At 68.3% G+C, this 18864-nt stretch carries 19 protein-coding genes and 1 riboswitch; of the genes, 8 read left to right on the top strand and 11 right to left on the bottom strand.

Going from position 1 to position 18864, the window contains the following annotated elements:
- Positions 1-10: 10 nt before the first annotated feature.
- From A1D30_RS19565 to A1D30_RS19585, 5 genes are all read left to right on the top strand, one after another.
- Positions 11-2332 carry a TonB-dependent receptor gene (locus A1D30_RS19565; RefSeq protein ID WP_063462393.1) on the top strand — a complete coding sequence of 774 codons (2322 nt, stop codon included), beginning with the start codon at positions 11-13 and terminating at the stop codon, positions 2330-2332.
- A gap of 14 nt (positions 2333-2346) precedes the next feature.
- Positions 2347-2907, top strand: coding sequence for a YcnI family protein (locus tag A1D30_RS19570; RefSeq protein ID WP_063462394.1), 561 nt, complete (start codon positions 2347-2349; stop codon positions 2905-2907).
- Positions 2908-3085: 178 nt separating this feature from the next.
- Positions 3086-3583, top strand: a complete 498-nt coding sequence (locus A1D30_RS19575; protein WP_063462395.1) for a copper chaperone PCu(A)C — start codon at positions 3086-3088, stop codon at positions 3581-3583.
- A 110-nt stretch (positions 3584-3693) separates the two neighbouring features.
- Positions 3694-4563 carry a PhaM family polyhydroxyalkanoate granule multifunctional regulatory protein gene (locus A1D30_RS19580; protein ID WP_063462396.1) on the top strand — a complete coding sequence of 290 codons (870 nt, stop codon included), beginning with the start codon at positions 3694-3696 and terminating at the stop codon, positions 4561-4563.
- A 78-nt stretch (positions 4564-4641) separates the two neighbouring features.
- Positions 4642-5973: an FIST N-terminal domain-containing protein gene (locus tag A1D30_RS19585; protein ID WP_063462453.1), complete on the top strand. Its 1332-nt coding sequence runs from the start codon at positions 4642-4644 to the stop codon at positions 5971-5973.
- 138 nt (positions 5974-6111) lie between these two features.
- On the opposite strand, the gene A1D30_RS19590 is transcribed toward A1D30_RS19585, so the two are convergent.
- Both A1D30_RS19590 and A1D30_RS19595 read right to left on the bottom strand, forming a co-directional pair.
- The gene (locus tag A1D30_RS19590; protein WP_063462397.1) at positions 6112-7437 is read right to left on the bottom strand and encodes a hemolysin family protein; all 1326 of its coding nucleotides are present in this window, start codon (positions 7435-7437) and stop codon (positions 6112-6114) included.
- 90 nt (positions 7438-7527) lie between these two features.
- Complete coding sequence (locus A1D30_RS19595; RefSeq protein ID WP_063462398.1) at positions 7528-8715, bottom strand: rhodanese-like domain-containing protein; 1188 nt, start codon at positions 8713-8715, stop codon at positions 7528-7530.
- A 233-nt stretch (positions 8716-8948) separates the two neighbouring features.
- Between A1D30_RS19595 and A1D30_RS19600 the strand changes: the two genes are divergently transcribed.
- On the top strand, positions 8949-10163 hold the full coding sequence (locus tag A1D30_RS19600; protein WP_063462399.1) for a sulfite oxidase: 1215 nt from the start codon (positions 8949-8951) through the stop codon (positions 10161-10163).
- Between the two features lies 1 nt (position 10164).
- Positions 10165-10503, top strand: a complete 339-nt coding sequence (locus A1D30_RS19605) for a cytochrome c (protein ID WP_109790995.1) — start codon at positions 10165-10167, stop codon at positions 10501-10503.
- Between the two features lie 56 nt (positions 10504-10559).
- Here A1D30_RS19605 and A1D30_RS19610 read toward each other — a convergent pair whose 3' ends face one another.
- Positions 10560-11879, bottom strand: a complete 1320-nt coding sequence (locus tag A1D30_RS19610; protein WP_063462401.1) for a D-amino acid dehydrogenase — start codon at positions 11877-11879, stop codon at positions 10560-10562.
- Positions 11880-11970: 91 nt separating this feature from the next.
- Positions 11971-12079, bottom strand: a riboswitch (glycine riboswitch).
- Positions 12080-12302: 223 nt separating this feature from the next.
- Here A1D30_RS19610 and A1D30_RS19615 point away from each other — a divergent pair.
- Complete coding sequence (locus A1D30_RS19615) at positions 12303-13097, top strand: 2-keto-4-pentenoate hydratase (protein WP_063462402.1); 795 nt, start codon at positions 12303-12305, stop codon at positions 13095-13097.
- Positions 13098-13151: 54 nt separating this feature from the next.
- Here the strand turns inward: A1D30_RS19615 and A1D30_RS19620 are convergent, their stop codons facing one another.
- The 8 genes from A1D30_RS19620 to A1D30_RS19655 form a co-directional block, all read right to left on the bottom strand.
- Positions 13152-13607, bottom strand: coding sequence for a YXWGXW repeat-containing protein (locus tag A1D30_RS19620; RefSeq protein WP_063462403.1), 456 nt, complete (start codon positions 13605-13607; stop codon positions 13152-13154).
- A gap of 159 nt (positions 13608-13766) precedes the next feature.
- Positions 13767-14147, bottom strand: coding sequence for a hypothetical protein (locus tag A1D30_RS19625; protein ID WP_063462404.1), 381 nt, complete (start codon positions 14145-14147; stop codon positions 13767-13769).
- A gap of 44 nt (positions 14148-14191) precedes the next feature.
- Entirely contained in the window at positions 14192-15532 is a 1341-nt protein-coding gene (locus A1D30_RS19630) for an AarF/ABC1/UbiB kinase family protein (protein ID WP_063462405.1), read from the bottom strand.
- The gene (locus A1D30_RS19635) at positions 15519-16094 is read right to left on the bottom strand and encodes a DUF2867 domain-containing protein (RefSeq protein ID WP_063462406.1); all 576 of its coding nucleotides are present in this window, start codon (positions 16092-16094) and stop codon (positions 15519-15521) included. The genes A1D30_RS19630 and A1D30_RS19635 overlap by 14 nt, the downstream gene beginning before the upstream one ends.
- Positions 16091-16960, bottom strand: a complete 870-nt coding sequence (locus tag A1D30_RS19640; protein WP_063462407.1) for a TetR/AcrR family transcriptional regulator — start codon at positions 16958-16960, stop codon at positions 16091-16093. Before A1D30_RS19640 ends, A1D30_RS19635 begins: the two co-directional genes overlap by 4 nt.
- A 138-nt stretch (positions 16961-17098) precedes the next feature.
- Positions 17099-17293, bottom strand: coding sequence for a helix-turn-helix transcriptional regulator (locus tag A1D30_RS19645; RefSeq protein ID WP_063462408.1), 195 nt, complete (start codon positions 17291-17293; stop codon positions 17099-17101).
- A 9-nt stretch (positions 17294-17302) separates the two neighbouring features.
- A complete protein-coding gene (locus tag A1D30_RS19650) occupies positions 17303-18346 on the bottom strand; it encodes an NAD-dependent epimerase/dehydratase family protein (RefSeq protein WP_063462409.1) in 1044 nt (347 codons plus the stop codon).
- Between the two features lie 2 nt (positions 18347-18348).
- A complete protein-coding gene (locus A1D30_RS19655; RefSeq protein WP_063462410.1) occupies positions 18349-18741 on the bottom strand; it encodes a hypothetical protein in 393 nt (130 codons plus the stop codon).
- Positions 18742-18864: the final 123 nt, after the last annotated feature.

The raw sequence follows: 18864 nt of genomic DNA on the forward strand, positions 1-18864 counted from the left end.
AGGAGTTCCCATGCGCAAAAGCCGCATGGCGCTGGCCGTGGCCAGTGCCTTTCCCCTCGTCCTCACATTCACGCTCACCGGGGCTGTGCCCGCATTTGCCCAGACAACTGACCGTGGCGCCAATGCCGCCGTCAAGGAGCTGGGCGTGGTCACCATCACCGGTGGCCAGCCCACCTCGCTGCCCACGCAGATCCCCACCACCATCGAGGGTGTGACGCGCGAGCAGATCGAGCATGCGATCAACGCCACCGACAGCGAAGACGCGCTCAAGTACCTGCCCAGCCTGCTGGTGCGCAAGCGCTACATCGGCGACTACAACCACGCCGTGTTGTCCACCCGCGCCTCGGGCACGGGCAACCCGGCGCGGTCCATGGTGTTTGCCGACGGCATCCTGCTGAGCAACTACCTCGGCAACGGCCCCACCAACGCACCGCGCTGGATGCTGGTCACGCCCGAGGAGATCGAGCGCGTGGACGTGCTCTACGGCCCGTTCTCCGCCGCGTACGCAGGCAACTCGGTGGGCGCGGTGGTGGACTACGTCACGCGCATGCCGACCCAATTCGAGGCGCACGGCAAGGTCAGCGTCCAGCACCAGCCCTTTGACCTGTACGGCACCAACGCCACCTACGCAGGCAAACAGGTCAGTGCCTCGGTGGGCAACAAGAATGGCGACTGGTCCTGGTTCCTCAATTTCAACAAGACGGACAGCGAAGGCCAGCCGCTCACCTTCCCCACGCGCCTGCTGTCCGCAGGCACTGTGGGTAGTGCGGGCACGCCGGTGACGGGTGCGGTGCCGGGCAACAACCGCAGCAACCAGCCCTGGTACCTGCTGGGCGCGGCCACGCAGTACCACACGCAGCAAGACCACATCAAGGCCAAGATCGCCTACGACTTCTCGCCCACCGTGCGCGCAGCCTACACCTTGGGCTGGTGGCACAACGAATCCGAAGGGCGGCCCACCAGCTACCTGCGCGATGCCAATGGCAATGCGGTGTACGGCGGCACGGTCAACATCAACGGCCGTTCGTACACGCTCGCGCCCACGGACTTCAACGTCTCCAACGAGAACCTCACGCACTTCATGCACGGTCTCTCGGTCAAGAGCAATACCAAAGGCGTGTTCGACTGGGAGGTGGCTGCCAGCCTGTACGACTACCAGACCGACACCCTGCGCGCCGCCACCGTGGCGCTGCCCGCCGCGCTCACTGGTGGCGCGGGCCGCATCGTCAACAGCAAGGGCACGGGCTGGAACACGCTGGCCGCCAAGGGCACCTGGCGGCCCGATGGGCTGCAGGGCGCGCACACCGTGGACTTTGGCCTGCAGCGCGACAGCTACCAGCTGCGCACGGTGGAGAACGCCACGGCGAACTGGATCAACGGCGCAGCGGGCGCTCGCAACCAGGCCTTCAACGGAGATACTCAACTGCTGGGCCTGTGGGCGCAAGACACCTGGAAAATCGCGCCACAGTGGAAAGCCGTGCTGGGCGCCCGCGCCGAACGCTGGAGCGCGAGCAACGGCCAGACCGGCAACGCCACCACCACGGTGAGCCACCCCGTGCGCAACGAAACCTACGTCTCGCCCAAGGCTGCGGTGGCCTACCAGGCCAACGACCTGTGGGTGCTGAAAGCCTCCACCGGCCGCGCCGTGCGCATGCCCACCGTGGCCGAGCTGTACCAGGGCGGCGTCAGCGGCAGCGGCACGCTCATCAACAACGACCCGAACCTGAAACCTGAAAAGAGCTGGACCACCGAGCTGACGGCCGAGCGGGACATGGGCAATGGCCTGTTGCGCCTGACAGCGTTCTTCGAGCGCACCAAGGACGCGCTGTACTCGCAGACCAATGTGCTGGTCACCCCCAACGTGACCAACGTGCAGAACGTGGACGCCATCCGCACCAAGGGCATTGAACTGTCGTACCAGGCCGCCAATGTGTTCGTGCGCGGGCTGGAGCTGGGCAGCAGCCTGACCTGGACGGATTCCAAGATCAAGCGCAATGACAAATTCCCCGCCAGCGTCGGCAAATGGCAGCCGCGCATCCCCGAGTGGCGCGCCACTGCCGTGGCCACCTACCGGCCGGACGACAAATGGTCGTACACCCTGGGCGCGCGCTACAGCGGCAGGCAGTACAGCACGCTCGACAACACCGACGTGAACGGCTTTGCCTACCAGGGCGCGAGCCGTTACTTCACCACCGATGTGCGCGTGCGCTACCAGATCACCAAAGCGGTCAGCGCCGCCGTGGGCATCGACAACCTCAACAACTACCGGTTCTGGAACTTCCACCCCTACCCGCAGCGCAGCTACCTCGCTGAGCTCAAGGTCAGTCTCTGAAAGGAATACATCCCATGTCTCTCAATACTATGAAAAAGATAGCTGCAATCGCTTTACTGGCAGGCGCAGGAGGCCTTTTTGGCTCTGCATCTGCCCATGTGGTGCTCGAATACCAGGTCGCCCCGGCAGGCGCGGGCTACAAGGCCACGTTCAAGGTGGGCCACGGCTGCGGTGCATCGCCCACGCGGCAGATTGCGGTGGACATCCCGGCGGGCGTGCGCGGCGCGCGCCCCATGCCCAAGCCGGGCTGGGCGCTGGAGGTGCAGCGCGAAAAACTCGCCCAGCCCTACACCAGCCACGGCCGCAGCATCATCGAAGACGTGGTGCGCGTGACCTGGACGGCCAAGACCGCAGACGACATGCTGCAGAGTGCCCACTACGACGAGTTCGTGCTGGTCGCCACCGCGCCCGAGCAGGCGGGCACCGTGTACTGGCCCGTGCGCCAGGCCTGCGCCGAAGGCCGCAACGACTGGGTGGAGGTGCCCAAGGCCGGGCAAAAGCTGTCGGACCTGAAGTCCCCCGCCGCCGCGCTGGAAATCCTGCCCGGCGCGGGCGCCGGCGGCCACAATCATTGATACCTGTTTGCGTTCACTGGGCACAACCCGTTCGGGCTGAGCTTGTCGAAGCCTCGCGCGGCGCTTCGACAGGCTCAGCGTGAACGGATTCATATTCTTGAACGCATTTCTCTTTCTTTATGAAGGCAGGCGGCCTGCCCGCTCGCTGAACGCCCCCTCCGAACAAGGAATCCTGACCATGAAAAAACTGCTTCACACCACCGCCCTGGCCGCCACACTGGTGGCCGCGTTTGCCAGCGCCCCCGCATGGGCGCAGACCGCCGCCGTCAAGGTCGAAGGCGCCTGGGCCCGCGCCAGCGTGCAGGGCCAAAAGGGCACGGGCGCGTTCATGCGCCTCACGGCCCAGGATGGCACCCGCCTGGTGCGCGCCGAATCGCCCGCCGCAGGCGTGACCGAAGTGCACGAGATGAAGATGGACGGCGACGTGATGAAGATGCGCGCCATCCCCGCGCTGGACCTGCCCGCAGGCAAGACGGTGGAACTCAAGCCCGGCGGCTACCACGTCATGCTGCTGGACCTGAAGGCCCCCTTGGCCAAGGACACGGTGGTGCCGCTGACCCTGGTGTTCCAGGACGCCAAGGGCGCCGAGAGCAAGCTCAACATCAGCGTGCCCGTGGCCACCACGCCCCCGGGCGGCGCTGCACCGGCAGGCCACGGGCACGGCCACAAGCACTGAGCGCGACTGAGAGGACAGGGGCGGGAATCTGCCCCTTCCGGCCGCAACACATTGGAGTAAGCTGTGACCCCATCACAGACCCACCCAGATCCACCTCTTGCGGAGCGGCCATGAGCGACACATCCAACAACTTCGGTTTCGGCAAATTCGTCCCCGGTTTTGATTTTCTGCAAAGCCTGGCCAAGGGGGCGTCCAGCAGCATTCCGCAGTTGCCCAACCTCTCCAACTGGGTGGCACCCACCATCAGCGTGGAAGAGCTGGAAAAGCGCATCGACGAGCTGAAGGCTGTGCAGTTCTGGCTGGAGCAGAACTCGCGGGCGCTGTCCGCCACCATCCAGGCGCTGGAGGTGCAGAAGATGACCCTGGCCACGCTCAAGGGCATGAACTTCAGCATGGGCGACGTGGCCAACGCCTTCAAGCTCAAGACCGCCGACACCGTGATGAGCGGCGTGCAGAAAGCCGCCGACACTGTCACCGGCGCGGCCGAGGCCGTCACCAGCGCTGCGGCCCGTGTCACAGGCCGTGCCGCTGCCGAAGAGGAAACCCAGGAAGAGACAGAGGCCGAGCCCGCACCCGCTGCGAAAGCCAAGCCCAAAGCCAAGGGCAAGGCCGCTGACACGCCCGAGCCCGCCGTGGTGGACCCGATGCAGTGGTGGGGTGCACTCACCAGCCAGTTCCAGCAGATCGCCGCCAGCGCCATGAAGGACGCGGCCAAGCAGACCGCCATCGACACCACCAAGAACATGGCCACGGGCCTGGCCAAGGAGGCGCTCAAGACAGCCACCGGCATGGCCAGCCAGTTTGCGGCCAAGGGCATGCAGACCATGCAGGGCGGTGCCAAGCGGGCGGCAACATCGGCGGCTGCCAAAAAGCCTGCTGCTGCCAAGAAGCCCGCAGCGCGCAAGACCCCGGCAAAACCCGTCGCCAAGAAGGCCAGCAGCAGCACCCGCAGCCCAGCCGCCCGCAAGCGAGCGGGCTGACGCCAACGTGGGCGGGTGTGACAACCCGCAGGTGGTGCAATACCTGCCCGCCACCGCCCTGGCATGGAGATCACCACCATGAAACTATTTCCCACTGGCCACGCCACCCACCCGCAGTGGCGCATGGCGGCCGCGCTGGTGCTGGCGCAGCTGCGCGCGCAGATGGCTCTGCCCGAATACGCCGCAGCGCCCACCTTGGGCCTGCTCTACATCACCGACCACTACGGCAACGATGCCCAGGCGCTGCTTGACCACCTGAGCGCCGAGCTGCCCGAGGTGACCGACTGGAGCGGCACCGTGGGCGTAGGGGTGTCGGCCAACAATGCTGAATACTTTGACGAGCCCGCGCTGTCGGTGATGCTGTTGGATGTGCCCGCCGACCAGTACCGCGTGTTCTCGGGCGTGGCGCCCTTGCCCGCGCATGCCCCCCGCCCGGGCAGTGGTTTTGTGGCGCACACGGCGCTGGTGCATGCCGACGGCCACACGCCCGAGCTGGCCGGGCTGCTGGCCGAAATGGCGGTGCGCACCGAGTCCGGCTACCTGTTTGGCGGCCTCAGCGCCAGCCGCACGGCCAGCGTGCAGTTTGCGGTGGGCGGCGACGGCAACATGGCCGGGCAGGGTGGGGCCAGCGGGGTGTTTGATGGCGGCCTGTCGGGCGTGGCGTTCGATGCCGGGGTGGCGCTGGTGTCGCGTGTCACGCAGGGCTGCCAGCCCGTGGGCGCGCTGCACACCATCACCGCCGCGCAGGACAACGTGGTGCTCGCGCTCGATGGCGAGCCTGCGCTGGATGTGCTGCTCGACACGCTGCAGGTGTCGCTGGACGGTGGCGACCCGCAGCCCGCGCTGCGCAAGGTGCGCGCCACGCTGGCCGGGCTGGTGAGTGCGGGTGAGCAGCCCCAGGGCCAGCGCCGCACGGGCCACTTTGGCACCGACACGCGCGTGCGCCACATCGTGGGGCTCGACGGCAGCCGCCGGGGCGTGGCCCTGGCCGACCAGGTGGAGGTGGGCATGCACCTCGCGTTCTGCCAGCGCAATGTGGCGGCGGCGCGTGCCGATCTGATGCGCATCTGCGCCGAGATCCGCGAGGAACTGTCGCCCGAAGAGCTGGAGCCCGCGCCGCTGGAGTCGTCATCCGAGGCGCGGGGCGGACCCGCCCCGGCGCCCGGAACGCCCGGCGCCGGGGTACGACCCCAGACCGGGCGGCGCATCTGCGGCGCGATCTATGTGAGCTGCTCGGGCCGGGGCGGTCCGCATTTTGGCGGGCCGAGTGCCGAGCTGCAGATCGTGCGCCATGCGCTGGGCGATGTGCCGCTGGCCGGCTTTTTTGCGGGCGGCGAGATCGCCCACCACCACCTCTACGGCTACACCGGGGTGCTCACCGTGTTTGTGGACAGCGCGCCGCAGGGCTGAGCGCAGGGGTACTTCATTGCTATGGGGGCGGCGTCAACTCGTTGGAATCCGTTCACGCTGAGCTTGTCGAAGCGCCGCGCGGGGCTTCGACAAGCTCAGCCCGAACGGTGTTTCAAGCACGAATGATCTGCAATGGAATCAGAGGACCGGGCTGTCCTCGGCCTCGGCCTTTTCTTCGGGCGTCAGGCGCGTGGCCAGGATCTTGTCGATGGTCTTGCCATCCATGTCCACCACCTCCAGCTTCCAGTCTTCCCACTGCACCGTGTCGGTCACCTTGGGCAGGCGGCCCGTGAGCAGCATGATCATGCCGCTCAGGGTGTGGTAACGGCCGCGCTCTTCCTCGGGCACGGCGTCCAGGTTCAGGCGGTCCTTCAGCTCGGGCACGGGGATGTGGCCGTCCAGCAGCCAGCTGCCGTCTTCGCGCTGCAGCGCCCACGAGGTCTCGGGGTCGCGCGGCTGGAACTCGCCCGTGATGGCCTCGATCAGGTCCTGCAGCGTGACGATGCCCTGCACCTCGCCGTACTCGTCGATCACAAACGCCATGTGCACATCCGACAGGCGGAAGTTGTCCAGCAGCTCCATGCCGGTGATGGTTTCGGGCACATACAGGGCGGTCTGCAGTGGCTGGTCGGCCAGGCTGCCGCGCGCCTTGTCGCGCAGCGTGCGCGACAGCCACTGGCGTGCATTGATCACGCCCAGGATGTTGTCCATGCCGCCGCGCACCACCGGAAAGCGCGCATGGTCGGACTCTTCGATGCATTTGAGGCTGTCTTCAAACGAGGCATCGACATCCAGGCACACCACATCGCCGCGCGGCACCATCAGCGAGCCGATCTGGCGGTCGTCCAGGCGGAACACATTGCGCACCATGGTGTGCTCGTGCGACTCGATCACACCGGCCGTGGTGCCTTCCACCAGCATGGCGTGGATTTCTTCCTCGGTCACCGGGCTGCCGCTGGTTTCCTTCACGCCCAAGAGGCGCAGCAGCGTGCGCGTGGAGGTGGACAGCAGCAGCACAAAGGGCTTGGTCGCCAGCGCCAGCAGGTTGATGGGGCGCGCCACCAGGCGGGCAAAGGTCTCGGGGTACGACTGGCCGATGCGTTTGGGCACCAGCTCGCCCACCACGATGGAGAAGTAGGTGATCAGCACCACCACCAGGCCGGTGGCCGCATAGCCCCCGTAAGGCAGCGGCACACCCAGGCGCTCCAGCCAGGCGGCCAGCGGGGCGGCCAGTGCGGCCTCGCCCACGATACCGTTCAGGACACCAATCGACGTGATGCCGATCTGGATGGTGGAGAGAAAACGCGTGGGGTCTTCGCCCAGCTTCACGGCAGCGGCGGCACCGCTATCGCCCTCATCGATCAGCTTTTGCAGCCGGGCCTTGCGGGCCGTGACCAGCGCAATTTCTGACATGGCAAACAGGCCGTTGAGACAGATGAGGGCGAACAGTATTGCTATTTCCATACAAAGGGCGCCTTGCGCGCCCTTGGGTGTTGAGTTGCAAGCGATTGTACGGAACGGGGAAAAAGCCCCGGTGGTTCCGCTGCGGAGCGCTCAACCGCCCTCTGTGGGCAGGCCGGTGGCATCCCATTCGGGCAGGCCGCCGCGCAGCCAGTACACCGACTTGTAACCCTTGGCGGCCGCCACCTTGGCCGCCTTGTAGGACTTCCAGCATTCGGCGCCATTGCAGGCAAAGATCACCGGCTTGGCCTTGTCCAGGCCCGGCAGCTTGTCCAGCGCCTGGAAGTCATCCTGTGCGGCATTGAAGGCCACGTCCTTGAGGCTTTTTTCCACATAGGCCGCGAACACCGCGCCCCGGATGCGCTTGGTCTTGAATTCCTTCTCGGTGCGCGTGTCCACCAGCGTGGCGCCCTGCGCCAGCAGGGTCTGCGCCTCGCGTGCGGTGATGCGGCTCACGCCCGGCAGGCTGGTGGGTGTGAACAGGCCCAGCTCGGCCACGCGGCGGTACTCGGTGGCTTCGGGGCGCAGGGTGACGGGCGGCAGGCCGGTGGCCGCTGGCGTGGCGCCAAACCACTGGGCCAGCCGGTTGCGTGCGTCGGCAGGCAGGTCCTTCTTGACGACCACCGAGAAGCCCCCGGGCACCGGCTGCGAGGTGGCCAGCACGCGCGCAGTGCCGGGGTGCGCGGCTGCCCACTCGGCCCAATCGTCCTCGCGCACCACGGTGGCGTCGGTGGAGCCCAGGGTCAGGGCCGTGAGCCCGGCCTGGGGAAACTTTTCATACTGCACGGCGCGCAGGTCCTGGAACGACAGCCCGGCCTCGTTGAGCATGCCGCGCGCCATGTAGGTGTAGATCGAGTCCTGTTGCGGCAGGTAGAGGCGGCGGCCCTTCATGGCGGGCACGGCGTCGATCTGCGCCAGCCCCACCAGCAGGTACTTGTCGGACTTGTGCGTGGCGCCCACCAGCTCGTAGCCCCGCTGCAGGGCCGAGGCCGCCACCTGCGCCGGACCGATGAATATGTCGTAACCCGCGCTGCGGGTGGCGCGCATCACATCGGCCAGGTCATCGCTGGTGGCCAGGGCTACGGGCTGGCCCGAGGCCTTGGCCAGGCCCGATTCGGCCGCCGTGCGAAGGATGGAATGGGCGGCCTTGCGCGCGGTGGGCTCCACCGCCACCATGGCCGTGAGCTGGGCCAGTGCCGCGCTGCAGCCCAGGCCCCAGCAGAGCAGCATGGCCAGCTGGGGGATCGCACGGTGGGCTTTGGATTCTTTCTGGATGTTCATGGTGTCGCCCTTTCTTCGTTCTCTCTCAGAAGCGGCGAATATGCCCACGCCTCCTGACATGCGTGCAGATGTTTCGGATGTTTTGTGTTTGTTACTTTTGTTAACGCAATGTTGCGTGCGCCGGGCCGGAGCTGCCCCACAGAATGCGGGCTGCCTCCATCGGCCAGAGGGGGCTGCCACCGGGCCGGGCCCCCTTGCCCGCCCATTCCACCCCCCCATTTGGAGACCCTCCCATGACACATTCCACGACCTTGCCGCGCCGCCACCTGCTGGCCGGTAGTGCCGCCGCCCTGGGCGCGCTGGGCCTGGCCGGGTGGACGGGCAACGCGCGCGCCCAGGCGGCCGCTGCCCCGGCTGCCAAGCCGCTGCCCGCCTATGCAGGCTGGAAGACGCCCGAAGCCCTGATCGTGCACAGCACCAGCACGCTGGAGACGCGCCGCTCTGCATTCGGCACCAGCGTCATCACGCCGTCGAACCAGCTGTATGTGCGCAACAACCTGCCCGCACCCGACGCGGCCATCCTCGACAACCGCGATGCCTGGAGCGTGGCGATCGAAGGGGTGAAAAGCCCGCGCAGCCTGACGCTGGCCGAACTCCGCACCCTGGGCGTGGAAACCGTGGCCACCGTGCTGCAGTGCTCGGGCAATGGCCGGGGCTTCTTCCCCAGCAAGCCCAGCGGCACGCCCTGGCAGGTGGGTGCTGCGGGCTGTGTGGTGTGGAGCGGCGTGCCGCTGCGCAATGTGGTGGCGGCCCTGGGTGGGCTGGCCGACGGCGCCGCCTACCTGACCGGCACGGGCGGTGAGAAGCTGCCCGAGGGCGTGGACCCGCTCACCGTGCTGGTGGAGCGCTCGGTGCCCGTGAAGGCACTCGACGACGCGCTGCTGGCCTGGGAGATGAATGGTGAGCCACTGTCGCTGGCGCATGGCGGCCCGCTGCGGCTGGTGGTGCCCGGCTACCAGGGCGTGAACAACATCAAGTACGTCAAGCGCGTGGCCTTCGGCAGCGCACAGTCGCAGGCGCGCATCATGTCGCACGGCTACCGCATGTCGCCGCCCGGCAGCAAGGCCAGCCCCGACCAACCCTCGGTGTGGGAGATGGGCGTGAAGTCCTGGATCAACGGCCCGCTGCCTGACAAGGGCGCACTCAAACCCGGCCAGGTGCAGGTGCATGGCGTGGCCTTTGGCGGCACGCGCGGCATCAAGGGCGTGGAGGTGTCGGCCGATGGTGGCAAGACCTGGTTGGCGGCCAAGCTCATCGGCCCCGACCTGGGCCCCTTTGCCTGGCGGCAGTTTGCACTGCCCGTGCGCCTGGAGGCAGGCACCCATGTGCTGGCCAGCCGCGCCACCGACACGGCAGGCAATGTGCAGGCCGAGCAGCGCGAGGAAAACCTGGGCGGCTACAACAACGCCAGCTGGCGCGACCACGCCGTCACCGTGACCGTCGCCTGACATGGGTAGATTGAACCGAGCGCGCCGCCTTGCAGTGGCGGTGTGGGCCGCTGGCGCCTGTGCGGCGGCTGGGGCTGCCGACCCCGCCGAGCTGGCGCGCGGCAAGGAGCTGTTCACCAAGATCCAGCCCGCCTGCGCTGTGTGCCACACGCTGCAGGCCGCCGGTGCCGAGGGCCAGGTGGGCCCGGTGCTGGATGAGCTGAAACCCGACGCGGGCCGTGTGCTGCGCGCGCTCAAGGCAGGCATCGGCGTGATGCCGTCCTATGCCGAGCGCATGAGCGAAAAGGACATGTTGGCCGTGGCGCAGTTTGTGGCGCACGCCACGGGCGCGGCCAAGTAGCCGCCGCAGCCTCTTGCGGTGGTTGCAGCGGGGCCTCGCTGCAACCGCGTGTGGCTTCAGGCCGCCGTGCGCGACGGCACCAGCGCCGCTCCTGCAGCGCGCCCCTGTAAGCCCTGGAACGCAAAGTCCACCTCGGGCACGCGGCCGCTCACGATGTCGGCCAGCGCCTTGCCCGAGCCGCAGGCATGCGTCCAGCCCAGCGTGCCGTGGCCGGTGTTGAGGAACAGGTTGCCCACTTTGGTCTTGCCGATCAGCGGCACATTGCTGGGCGTGGCGGGGCGCAGGCCGCTCCAGAACTGCGCCTGGCTCGCGTCGCCCGCGCCGGGGAAGAGCTGCTCCACGCGCCGCACGATGGCCTCGCAGCGCACCTGGTTCAGGTGGCGGTCGTAGCCGTTCAGCTCTGCCGTGCCTGCAATGCGCAGGCGGTCGCCGCCGCGTTCGCTGGTGTAGCGCGAGAACACGAGCTTGAACTCGTCGTCCGTCAGGCTCACCTGGTGCGCCTTGCTGGCGTCCTTTACCGGCATGGTTACCGAGTAGCCCTTGGCCGGGTAGATCGGCAGGCGGATGCCCAGCGGCTGCGCCAGCAGCGGGCTGAAGGAGCCCATGGCCAGCACAAACGCATCGCCGCGCACGCGCTCAAAGCGGCCTTCGGCAGTGGTCACTTCCACATGGTCGATGCGGCCGCCAGCCTCGCGCAGCGCGGTGATGTGGTGGCCCATGCGGAACTGCACGCCCGCTGCTTCGCACAGCTTGGCCAGCTCGCGCGTGAACTGGTTGGCATCGCCGGATTCGTCCTCGGCCGTGTAGGTGGCACCGGCCAGCTGCGGGCGGATGTGGGCCAGGGCGGGCTCAAGGCGCACGGCCTCGTCGGCGCTGATCACCTGGCGCTCGCAGCCCAGCGCGCGCATCTGCTCGGCCGGGGCCAGCGCGCCGTCAAATTCTTTTTGGTTGGTATAGAAGTGCAGGATGCCCTGCGTGCGCTGGTCGTACTGGATGCCGGTGGCCGCGCGCAGCTGCTGCAGCGTGTCGCGGCTGTAGGTGCCCAGGCGCACGATCTGCTCGATGTTGTGGCGCGTGCGTGCGGGCGTGCAGTTGCGCAAAAAGGACAGGCCCCACAGCCACTGCCGCATGTCGGCGCGGATGCGGAACAGCAGGGGCGCATCCTCTTTGCCCAGCCACTGCAGCACCTTGAGCGGCGCGCTGGGGTTGGCCCAGGGCTCGGCGTGGCTCACCGAGATCTGGCCGCCGTTGGCAAAACTGGTCTCGGCGCCGGGCGCACCCTGGCGGTCGATGACGGTCACCTCGTGACCGAGTTGCGAGAGGAAATAAGCCGAAGTCACGCCGAGCAAGCCGGCGCCGAGAACGATCACGCGCATTTTTGAAGCCTTTTAAGGGGTCTGCGCCTGATGGGTATGCGATTGCAGCTACTAAATTAATAGCAAGCAGCTGGCGCATGTCCGCCAGGCTGCCGCTCCCCCTGTCCTTGGTACCTGAGAGATTCACCGCGATCCCACCCGGGCTGCGGCTTGCTCCTTCGGTGCGCCACATGGCGTGGCGGCTCTCCAGACGGCTTTGAAAAATGGTGCAGTACGGAACCTGAGCGTGTATGGGAGTTTGCGCCTTCGGTGCACAGCGGGCGGTGCCGCTGCGCTCTCCTGCGGGGGCCATTCTAGGAGCGCCCGGCGTGCAGAAAACGGCTTCTGGGCGCTAATGGGCCGCAATCGTTGCTGATGCTGGCACCGTGGGCCCCGGTGGCTGGTAGCCATAATTTGCCGATTTCCCTGACCCTGGAACCGCCCATGCCCGATACCGCCTTTGACCCGCAGACCAGTGCCGCCGTGCTCACCATGGCCCGCCAGGGGCGCACGCCCCGCCCGCTGGACCTGCCTGCTGGCTTGCGCCCGCAAAACGCGGCCCAGGCCTATGCCGTGCAGGACGCGGTGGTGCGCGAGCGCGGCGAGGTCGCGGGCTGGAAGGTGGGCGCGGCATCGCCCGACGCGCTGCCCGCGCGCGCGGCGCTCACGCGCGATTCGGTGTGGGTGGCGCAGGCTCCGCACACCGGGCAAGGCGCTGTGCACTTGCCCGCCGCCGGTTTTGCGGTGCTGGGGGTGGAGGCGGAACTGGTCTACGAACTGGGCACCGACCTGCCCCCGCGCGAAGCGCCCTACAGCCCGGCCGAGGTGCGCGCAGCCCTGGTGTCGGTGCGTGCTGCCATCGAGGTGTGCGATACGCGTTTTGCCGCCTGGGCCCGGCAGGACGAATGGAGCCGCCTGGCCGACCAGGCCTGCCATGGCGCGCTGGTGGTGGGCACCGGGACGGCCGATGTGGCGGCAGTGCAGCCGTTGGCGCAGGGGGTGGACCTGTGGGTGAACGAATCGGTGGCCGTGCAGCACGCCACCTGGGGCAACCCGGCGGGCGACCCGCTGCGGCTGCTGGCCTGGCTGGCCAACGAAGGCGCGCACAGCCTGGGCGGGCTGCGCGCAGGCCAGTGGGTAACGACGGGCTCGTGCACCGGCACCGTGCTGGTGGCGCCGGGCACGCGGGTGGTGGCGGATTTCCCGGGCCTGGGCCGGGCCGAGCTGGTGTTTGACTGACCAGCCTGCCGGTCAGCGCGGCCCTCGGCCCGGCGTGTGCCCGGTGCCTGCCCGTCAGCGGCGGTACGGGTTGTCGGGGCTGCGGTCGTGGCGGTTGGACACGCCATCGCCGTCGCGGTCCCGGTCATGCCGGTTGGGCACGCCGTCACCGTCGCGGTCCCAGCCGCCGGGCTGCATGTTCCAGCGGCCGCCATGTTCCACCCAGCGCGGTTCGCGGTAGTGGTAGCCCTGGCGGGCCTTCACCCAGTGGCCGTGTTGCCAGACATGGCGGTGGCCACGCCACTCCCAGTGGCCGGGCACCCAGACCATGCCCCTGCGCGGGTGGGGCACGGCTTCGTGGCGGGGGGGCGGGGGCGCCTGGTATTGCACCACCACCGGCGCAGGGCCGTGGTAGCGGGGTGCGTCCGCACCGATGACAACGGTGGCGCTGGTGTGCTGCGCGTGCGCTGCCGTGGCGGCAGCCAGCGTCAGCAGGGCGATGGATACAGCGGCGAGTGCATTGCGGGCCATGGTGAACTCCTAAAAATGGTCCCTGTCGGAACCGGAGCCTTCATGCTGCGGGCCCTGCGTCAAGCCGGTGTAGTCGGATTGCGAAGTCTTGTGAAGTTGTGTTTCCTGGGGCGGCGGCACCAGGGGGGAGTGTGATTTTTTTCACGCTTGCGGTGGGGCTCAGCGCCACCAGATCACCACCGCCACCAGCATCAGCGCCACCCAGGCGGGGTGCCGCCCCTCGGTGGCAAAAAACACCAGCAGCCCGCAGGCCAGCGTGGCGCCTGCCGCCACATCCGCCACCCAGGCGCCCAGGCCCGCGTCCACGGGCACCGTCCCAAGGCGCCACAACAGCGCACTGAGGGCCCAGCCCAGCACCGTCACCAGGTGCCAGCTGCCCCAGAGGATGCGCACATGCTGCTCGCGCAGCACGGGCTGGCCGCCCGTGGGCACCACACCGCGCAGGCGCAGCGAGCGGAACACCAGGATTTCTCCGAGCACGGAATGGGCGGCGCCCACCAGGGCGAGGCCCACGGCGGCAAGGACCAGCGATGTATTCATGTTTTTTTCTCCTCCCGGTGTCCATCTTGTTCGTGAAGGGGCTGTCAGGGGTTGGCGCCGGTGGGTGCGAGCCAATGTGCGCCCCGGGTGTGCACCCGCGCGCCCAGCTGCGTGAGCAGGTGCATCAGGCCCATCCACATGCGCTCGAACGCGGGCATTTCTCTGGGCACCTGCTGCAGGTGGCGGCCCAGCACGCGCTGGTCGGCGGGGGGCGTCAGCGGCGGCGGGGTCTTGGTGCCAAAGTCGAACACCGCCTGCGTGAAGGGCTCGATCTGCCAGGCCTGCATCTCGGCCAGCGCGGGGGCCAGATCGGTGCGGTAGGTGGGCAGGCTCACATCGGCCCCGGCCAGGCCCAGCGCCTGGTAGGCCTGCAGCACCAGCGCATGGCGCTCTGGGTCGTCCGCTGGCCGCAGCAGTGCCGACCAGGCCTGCCGGACCTGCGCGCGAAACCCAGCGGACAGGCTGCGCGTGCAGCCAAAGTCCAGCACGCCCACCGTGCCGTCGGGCGCAAACACAAAGTTGCCCGGGTGCGGGTCGGCATGCACCCGCCCCAGCACAAAAATGCAGTGCATGAACCAGTCCCACAGGTGCTGCCCGGCCTGGTCGCGCTGCGATTGCGATGGCTGTGTGGCCAGCCAGGCTTGCAGGGGCTGGCCGGGCACAAACTGCTGCGTGAGCACCTGGGCGCGGGTGTGCGACAGGATGGGCTGCGCCATCACCACGCCAGGCCGCGCCGCGTGCTGCGCAAACCACTGCAGCTGTTCGGCCTCCTGCAGGTAGTCCACCTCGCGCAGCAGCGTGGCCTCGATCTCGGCCATCACGCCGTCCATCACCGTGTCGGTGGGCAGGGGCAGATCGGTGTGGGCCAGGGCGCGCAGCGCGGCGCGCATCAGCTGCATGTCGCTGGCGATGGTGGCGGCGATGCCGGGGTACTGCACCTTCACGGCCACGGTGCCATGGCCCGCCAGCTGTGCGCGGTGCACCTGGCCCAGGCTGGCGGCGGCAAACGCGGTGGGCTCGAAGTGCTCGAACAGCGCCTCGGGCTCCTGCCCGAACGCCTGGCGGAACACGCGGCCCACCAGCGCGCGGTTGAGCGGCGGGGCCTGGTGGTGGGCGCGCGCCAGCTCGCGCCGCACGCCCTCGGGCAGCAGCTGCGGGTGCATGCTGAGCAGCTGCGACACTTTGAGCGCCGACCCCCGCAACTGCCCCAGCGCGCCAAACAGGATGCGGCCCAGCGCGGCCTCGTGCTCGGCCTGCGCCTGGGCCGAGCGCTTGCGCGTGCGGTGCGAGAGCTCGGCCATGCCGATGCGCGCCGCAGCCAGCCCGGTGATGGCGCTGCGCGCCAGCTTGCCGGTGCGCGGGGCCTCCGTTTTAGCTTTGGCCATGGTCTGCCAGGCGCTGCGCCGTGCCGCGTGCAATCACGCGGTGGATCGGCGTGATCACGGCCATGTACGCATGGCCCAGCGTGTTGTGGATGTGCACCACCGTGCTCAGCACCACCCGGGGCGCGGCACCGGGGGCTGCGGGCTGTTTGCAGATGGACACCTGCACATCCAGGTGCTTGTCGTCCTGGCCCATCACCACCTCGGTGTCGCTCAGGTGGCGGATGCGGAAGATGCCCACGCGATCGCCCACGCGGTAGCTGCGCGCGTCGCGCAGAGGGCGGCCGCTGGCGGGCGGGTAGCCGTCGTGCAACTGGCCCAGGTCCTTCAGGCCCACCAGGCGCACGGCCTTGTTGCGCACAAACATGAGGGCGCGTGTCCATGCCGGGGTGCGCGCTGCTACATCGAGCCACGACTGCAGGGCCGAGCGCGTGGGGTGCCGGTCGGCCACCTCGTAGGCGTCAAAAAAATCGGCCCCGGGCAGGGTGGCGTGGATGGCCGTGTCCGGCGGTACCTGGGTGGCGCGCGCGGTGGTGGGGGCGGCGGGTGCGGCGGGCGAGTTCATGGGGCGCTCTTCTTCTTGTGGGGCGCGGCGGGTGTTGCGGCTGCCGGTTTGCGGGGGGCGCGTGTGGCGCGGCGTGGGGGCGGGGCCGGGGGCTCGGGGCTGCGCGCGGAGGGGGCGGAACGGGGGGATGGCGCGGATGGGGCACTGCCCAGCGTCTGCCGCGCCAGCTGCAGCATGCCCAGCAGGCCGCTGCCATGCTGGGCCATGCGCGCCATCTGGCTGCGCAGCACAAAGCCGCCCAGCTGCGCCACGCGGTTGACCAGGCCCACGCGCAGCGCCTGCACCAGCACGCCCAGCGACAGGTCCACCAGTTGCGTGGTGTCGGCAAATTCGTCGGAGGTGTCGGCCAGCCAGTAGCTCACCACGCCCGCGAGGTAGTCGGTGTAGAGGCTGCCCGCCAGGCCCTTGAAGTCGCAAGGCTCGATCTCGCCGCTGGCCTCGGCGGCTTCCAGAAAGCTGCTCACCGCATCGCGCAGGCCCTGGCGCGCCGCCAGGGGCTCGGCCAGCATCGACAGCGGCGAGCGCCGCGCCAGCCCGCGCACCTGGGCCACAAACTCGCGGTCGGCCAGCAGGCGCTCCAGCACCGCGTCGGTCAGGCGCTGCAGCTTTTCCTGCAGGCCGTAGCCATCAAACCCCGGGGTCTGCAGCGTGTCGGCCAGCGCCTGCTGGACGGTGTCGTCCAGGTAGCCAACCACGATGCGGTCCTTGGTGGGGAAGTATTTGTAGATCGTCGCGTCGCCAATGCCTGCGGCGCGTGCGATGTCCTTCATCGTCGTGCCGTCAAAGCCCTGGCGGGTCATGAGGTCCACCGCGCTGGCCACGATCTGGCGGCGCGTGGCGTCTTGTTGTTGGCGGGTGGTTTTCATTTGACTATCTTTAAATGAACAAAATTTGTTATTTAAAGAATAGTTAATTTACATTGCTTCGTCAACAACCCTGCCAAAACCGTGCTGGTGGCATGCCATGCGCGGGTGCGCTGGTCAATGGAGTGGGCTGGCGAGGGCTCAGTCCTCGGGCTCAAAAACCTGCTCGATGGCCAGCCCCAGCAGCCGCGCGATCTTGAAGGCCAAGGGCAGGCTGGGGTCGTACTTGCCAGCTTCGATGGAGTGCACGGTCTGGCGGCTCACGCCGAGTGCGTCGGCCAAGGCCTGCTGGGTCATGCCACGGTCCTGCCGCAGCGTTCTGAGGTGGTTGTGCATCCTGCGGTTTCAGGCTGGAGCGAGGCCGTCGGCCACGAGTTGCTGCACATGGTCATGGAGCGTGACAAGGGCGGGCCGGTAAGTGACCCCTAGCTCCGCCTGGCTGCGTGCGGTATCGAACTGCAGTGGATGCTCCACGTTGTGGCGCACATAGCTGCGCGTCATGCCGGCCAGGGGTGCGATGAGCCACATGAGCCACTTGGGCACTTCCTTGGTGGGCAGCTTTGCGCTGCGGGCCGGGTGGCTTCGGCGCAGCCGCTCGGCGATCTCCAGCAGGCGCAGGCTTTCGCCCACGACCAGGTAGCGGCCCGTGGCCGTGGGCTGCAGTGCCGCGCTGACATGGGCCTGGGCCACATCGCGCACATCCACCGTGCCCAGCCACAGCCGGGGCACGCCCTGGCGGAATGATCCGTCCAGGAACTGGCGCAGCAGCTGCACGCTGGTGGCATCGTCGCGCTGTGAGAGCGAGGGGCCGAAGATGGCGCCCGGGTGCACGCTCACCAGCGACCAGCGCTGCTGCCGCGCCTGCATGTCCCAGGCCAGTGCCTCGGAGCGGGTCTTGGACAGCGCGTAGGCATTGCTTTGCGCGGTGGACGTGCGGTTCACGTCCGTTTCATTCAGCGCTTGCCCGGGCCGGGCCTGCAGCTCGTCGCTGTCACCAAACATCGCCGCGATGCTGCTGGTGACGACCACACGCTGCACGCTGGCCGTGCGGTTCACGGCCTCCAGCACGTGGCGCGTGCCCACCACGGCCGGGGCGATCAGTTCGCGCTCTGGGTCGGCCGAGGCGCCCAGCCGGTAGGGCGATGCGGTGTGAAGCACGGCGCTGCACCCTTGCATGGCGGCGTCGAAGCCTTGCGCGCCCAGCAGGTCGGCCTCGAAGAGAGCGAGCCGCCCGGGATGCGTCGCCGACAGGCGTTGCAGGTGCGCCAGCTTGCGGCCGTCCTTCAGGCTGCGCACGGTGCCGTGCACGGTGTGGCCTTGTTCGAGCAGTAGCTTCACCACCCACGATGCGAGGTAGCCGGCCGCGCCGGTCACGACAACGCGTGCCATGCTCAGCTCACCCGGTGGTGGGTGATGCACAGGCCCAGGCCCCAGGCGCCGATCAGCGCTGCGGCTACGGCCAGCGGGTGCACCGACGGGGCCAGGCCCAGCGCCTGCAGCGCAGACACCACGAGCAAACTGGCCAGCACCAGCCCCACCGCCCACTGGCAGGCCCGGCCATGCATCTGCCGCTGCAGCTCATCCAGCCGCCGATAGCGGCGCTGGCCCAGCCACGCCAGCAGCGCACACGCACAGGTCAGCAACCCCGCCGCCCACCGCGCGGTAGCGCCCGGCAGATGCGCCAGCTCCAGGCTCGCCAAGCCCAGCAGGATGATCACCAGCAGCCCCGCCAGCACCTTGGCCAGGTAGCTGATCTGTTCCACAGGAGAAGGAAGTTCGGTCATGTGCGCAGTCCTTGAAGGTAAAGTTTGCTTTACAAAATTTTCCTGCAAGAGATCTGGTGATGTCAAGTTTCTTTGACTTTTCAGAAAAGGACCGCAAGTTGGAGAGGCCAATGTTCAAGGCAT

Source organism: Acidovorax sp. GW101-3H11 (assembly GCF_001633105.1).
In the GTDB taxonomy this organism is placed as follows: Bacteria; Pseudomonadota; Gammaproteobacteria; order Burkholderiales; family Burkholderiaceae_C; genus Acidovorax.

What these genes read in the sequence shown, in the direction of transcription:
- A1D30_RS19575 (WP_063462395.1), top strand. Translation starts at nt 3,086, where the DNA reads ATGAAAAAACTGCTTCACACCACCGCCCTGGCCGCCACACTGGTGGCC.
- A1D30_RS19590 (WP_063462397.1), bottom strand. Translation starts at nt 7,437, where the DNA reads ATGGAAATAGCAATACTGTTCGCCCTCATCTGTCTCAACGGCCTGTTT.
- A1D30_RS19655 (WP_063462410.1), bottom strand. Translation starts at nt 18,741, where the DNA reads ATGACCGAACTTCCTTCTCCTGTGGAACAGATCAGCTACCTGGCCAAG.
- A1D30_RS19640 (WP_063462407.1), bottom strand. Translation starts at nt 16,960, where the DNA reads ATGAAAACCACCCGCCAACAACAAGACGCCACGCGCCGCCAGATCGTG.
- A1D30_RS19585 (WP_063462453.1), top strand. Translation starts at nt 4,642, where the DNA reads ATGAAACTATTTCCCACTGGCCACGCCACCCACCCGCAGTGGCGCATG.
- A1D30_RS19605 (WP_109790995.1), top strand. Translation starts at nt 10,165, where the DNA reads ATGGGTAGATTGAACCGAGCGCGCCGCCTTGCAGTGGCGGTGTGGGCC.
- A1D30_RS19580 (WP_063462396.1), top strand. Translation starts at nt 3,694, where the DNA reads ATGAGCGACACATCCAACAACTTCGGTTTCGGCAAATTCGTCCCCGGT.
- A1D30_RS19620 (WP_063462403.1), bottom strand. Translation starts at nt 13,607, where the DNA reads ATGGCCCGCAATGCACTCGCCGCTGTATCCATCGCCCTGCTGACGCTG.
- A1D30_RS19630 (WP_063462405.1), bottom strand. Translation starts at nt 15,532, where the DNA reads ATGGCCAAAGCTAAAACGGAGGCCCCGCGCACCGGCAAGCTGGCGCGC.
- A1D30_RS19650 (WP_063462409.1), bottom strand. Translation starts at nt 18,346, where the DNA reads ATGGCACGCGTTGTCGTGACCGGCGCGGCCGGCTACCTCGCATCGTGG.
- A1D30_RS19615 (WP_063462402.1), top strand. Translation starts at nt 12,303, where the DNA reads ATGCCCGATACCGCCTTTGACCCGCAGACCAGTGCCGCCGTGCTCACC.
- A1D30_RS19645 (WP_063462408.1), bottom strand. Translation starts at nt 17,293, where the DNA reads ATGCACAACCACCTCAGAACGCTGCGGCAGGACCGTGGCATGACCCAG.
- A1D30_RS19570 (WP_063462394.1), top strand. Translation starts at nt 2,347, where the DNA reads ATGTCTCTCAATACTATGAAAAAGATAGCTGCAATCGCTTTACTGGCA.
- A1D30_RS19595 (WP_063462398.1), bottom strand. Translation starts at nt 8,715, where the DNA reads ATGAACATCCAGAAAGAATCCAAAGCCCACCGTGCGATCCCCCAGCTG.
- A1D30_RS19565 (WP_063462393.1), top strand. Translation starts at nt 11, where the DNA reads ATGCGCAAAAGCCGCATGGCGCTGGCCGTGGCCAGTGCCTTTCCCCTC.
- A1D30_RS19635 (WP_063462406.1), bottom strand. Translation starts at nt 16,094, where the DNA reads ATGAACTCGCCCGCCGCACCCGCCGCCCCCACCACCGCGCGCGCCACC.
- A1D30_RS19610 (WP_063462401.1), bottom strand. Translation starts at nt 11,879, where the DNA reads ATGCGCGTGATCGTTCTCGGCGCCGGCTTGCTCGGCGTGACTTCGGCT.
- A1D30_RS19600 (WP_063462399.1), top strand. Translation starts at nt 8,949, where the DNA reads ATGACACATTCCACGACCTTGCCGCGCCGCCACCTGCTGGCCGGTAGT.
- A1D30_RS19625 (WP_063462404.1), bottom strand. Translation starts at nt 14,147, where the DNA reads ATGAATACATCGCTGGTCCTTGCCGCCGTGGGCCTCGCCCTGGTGGGC.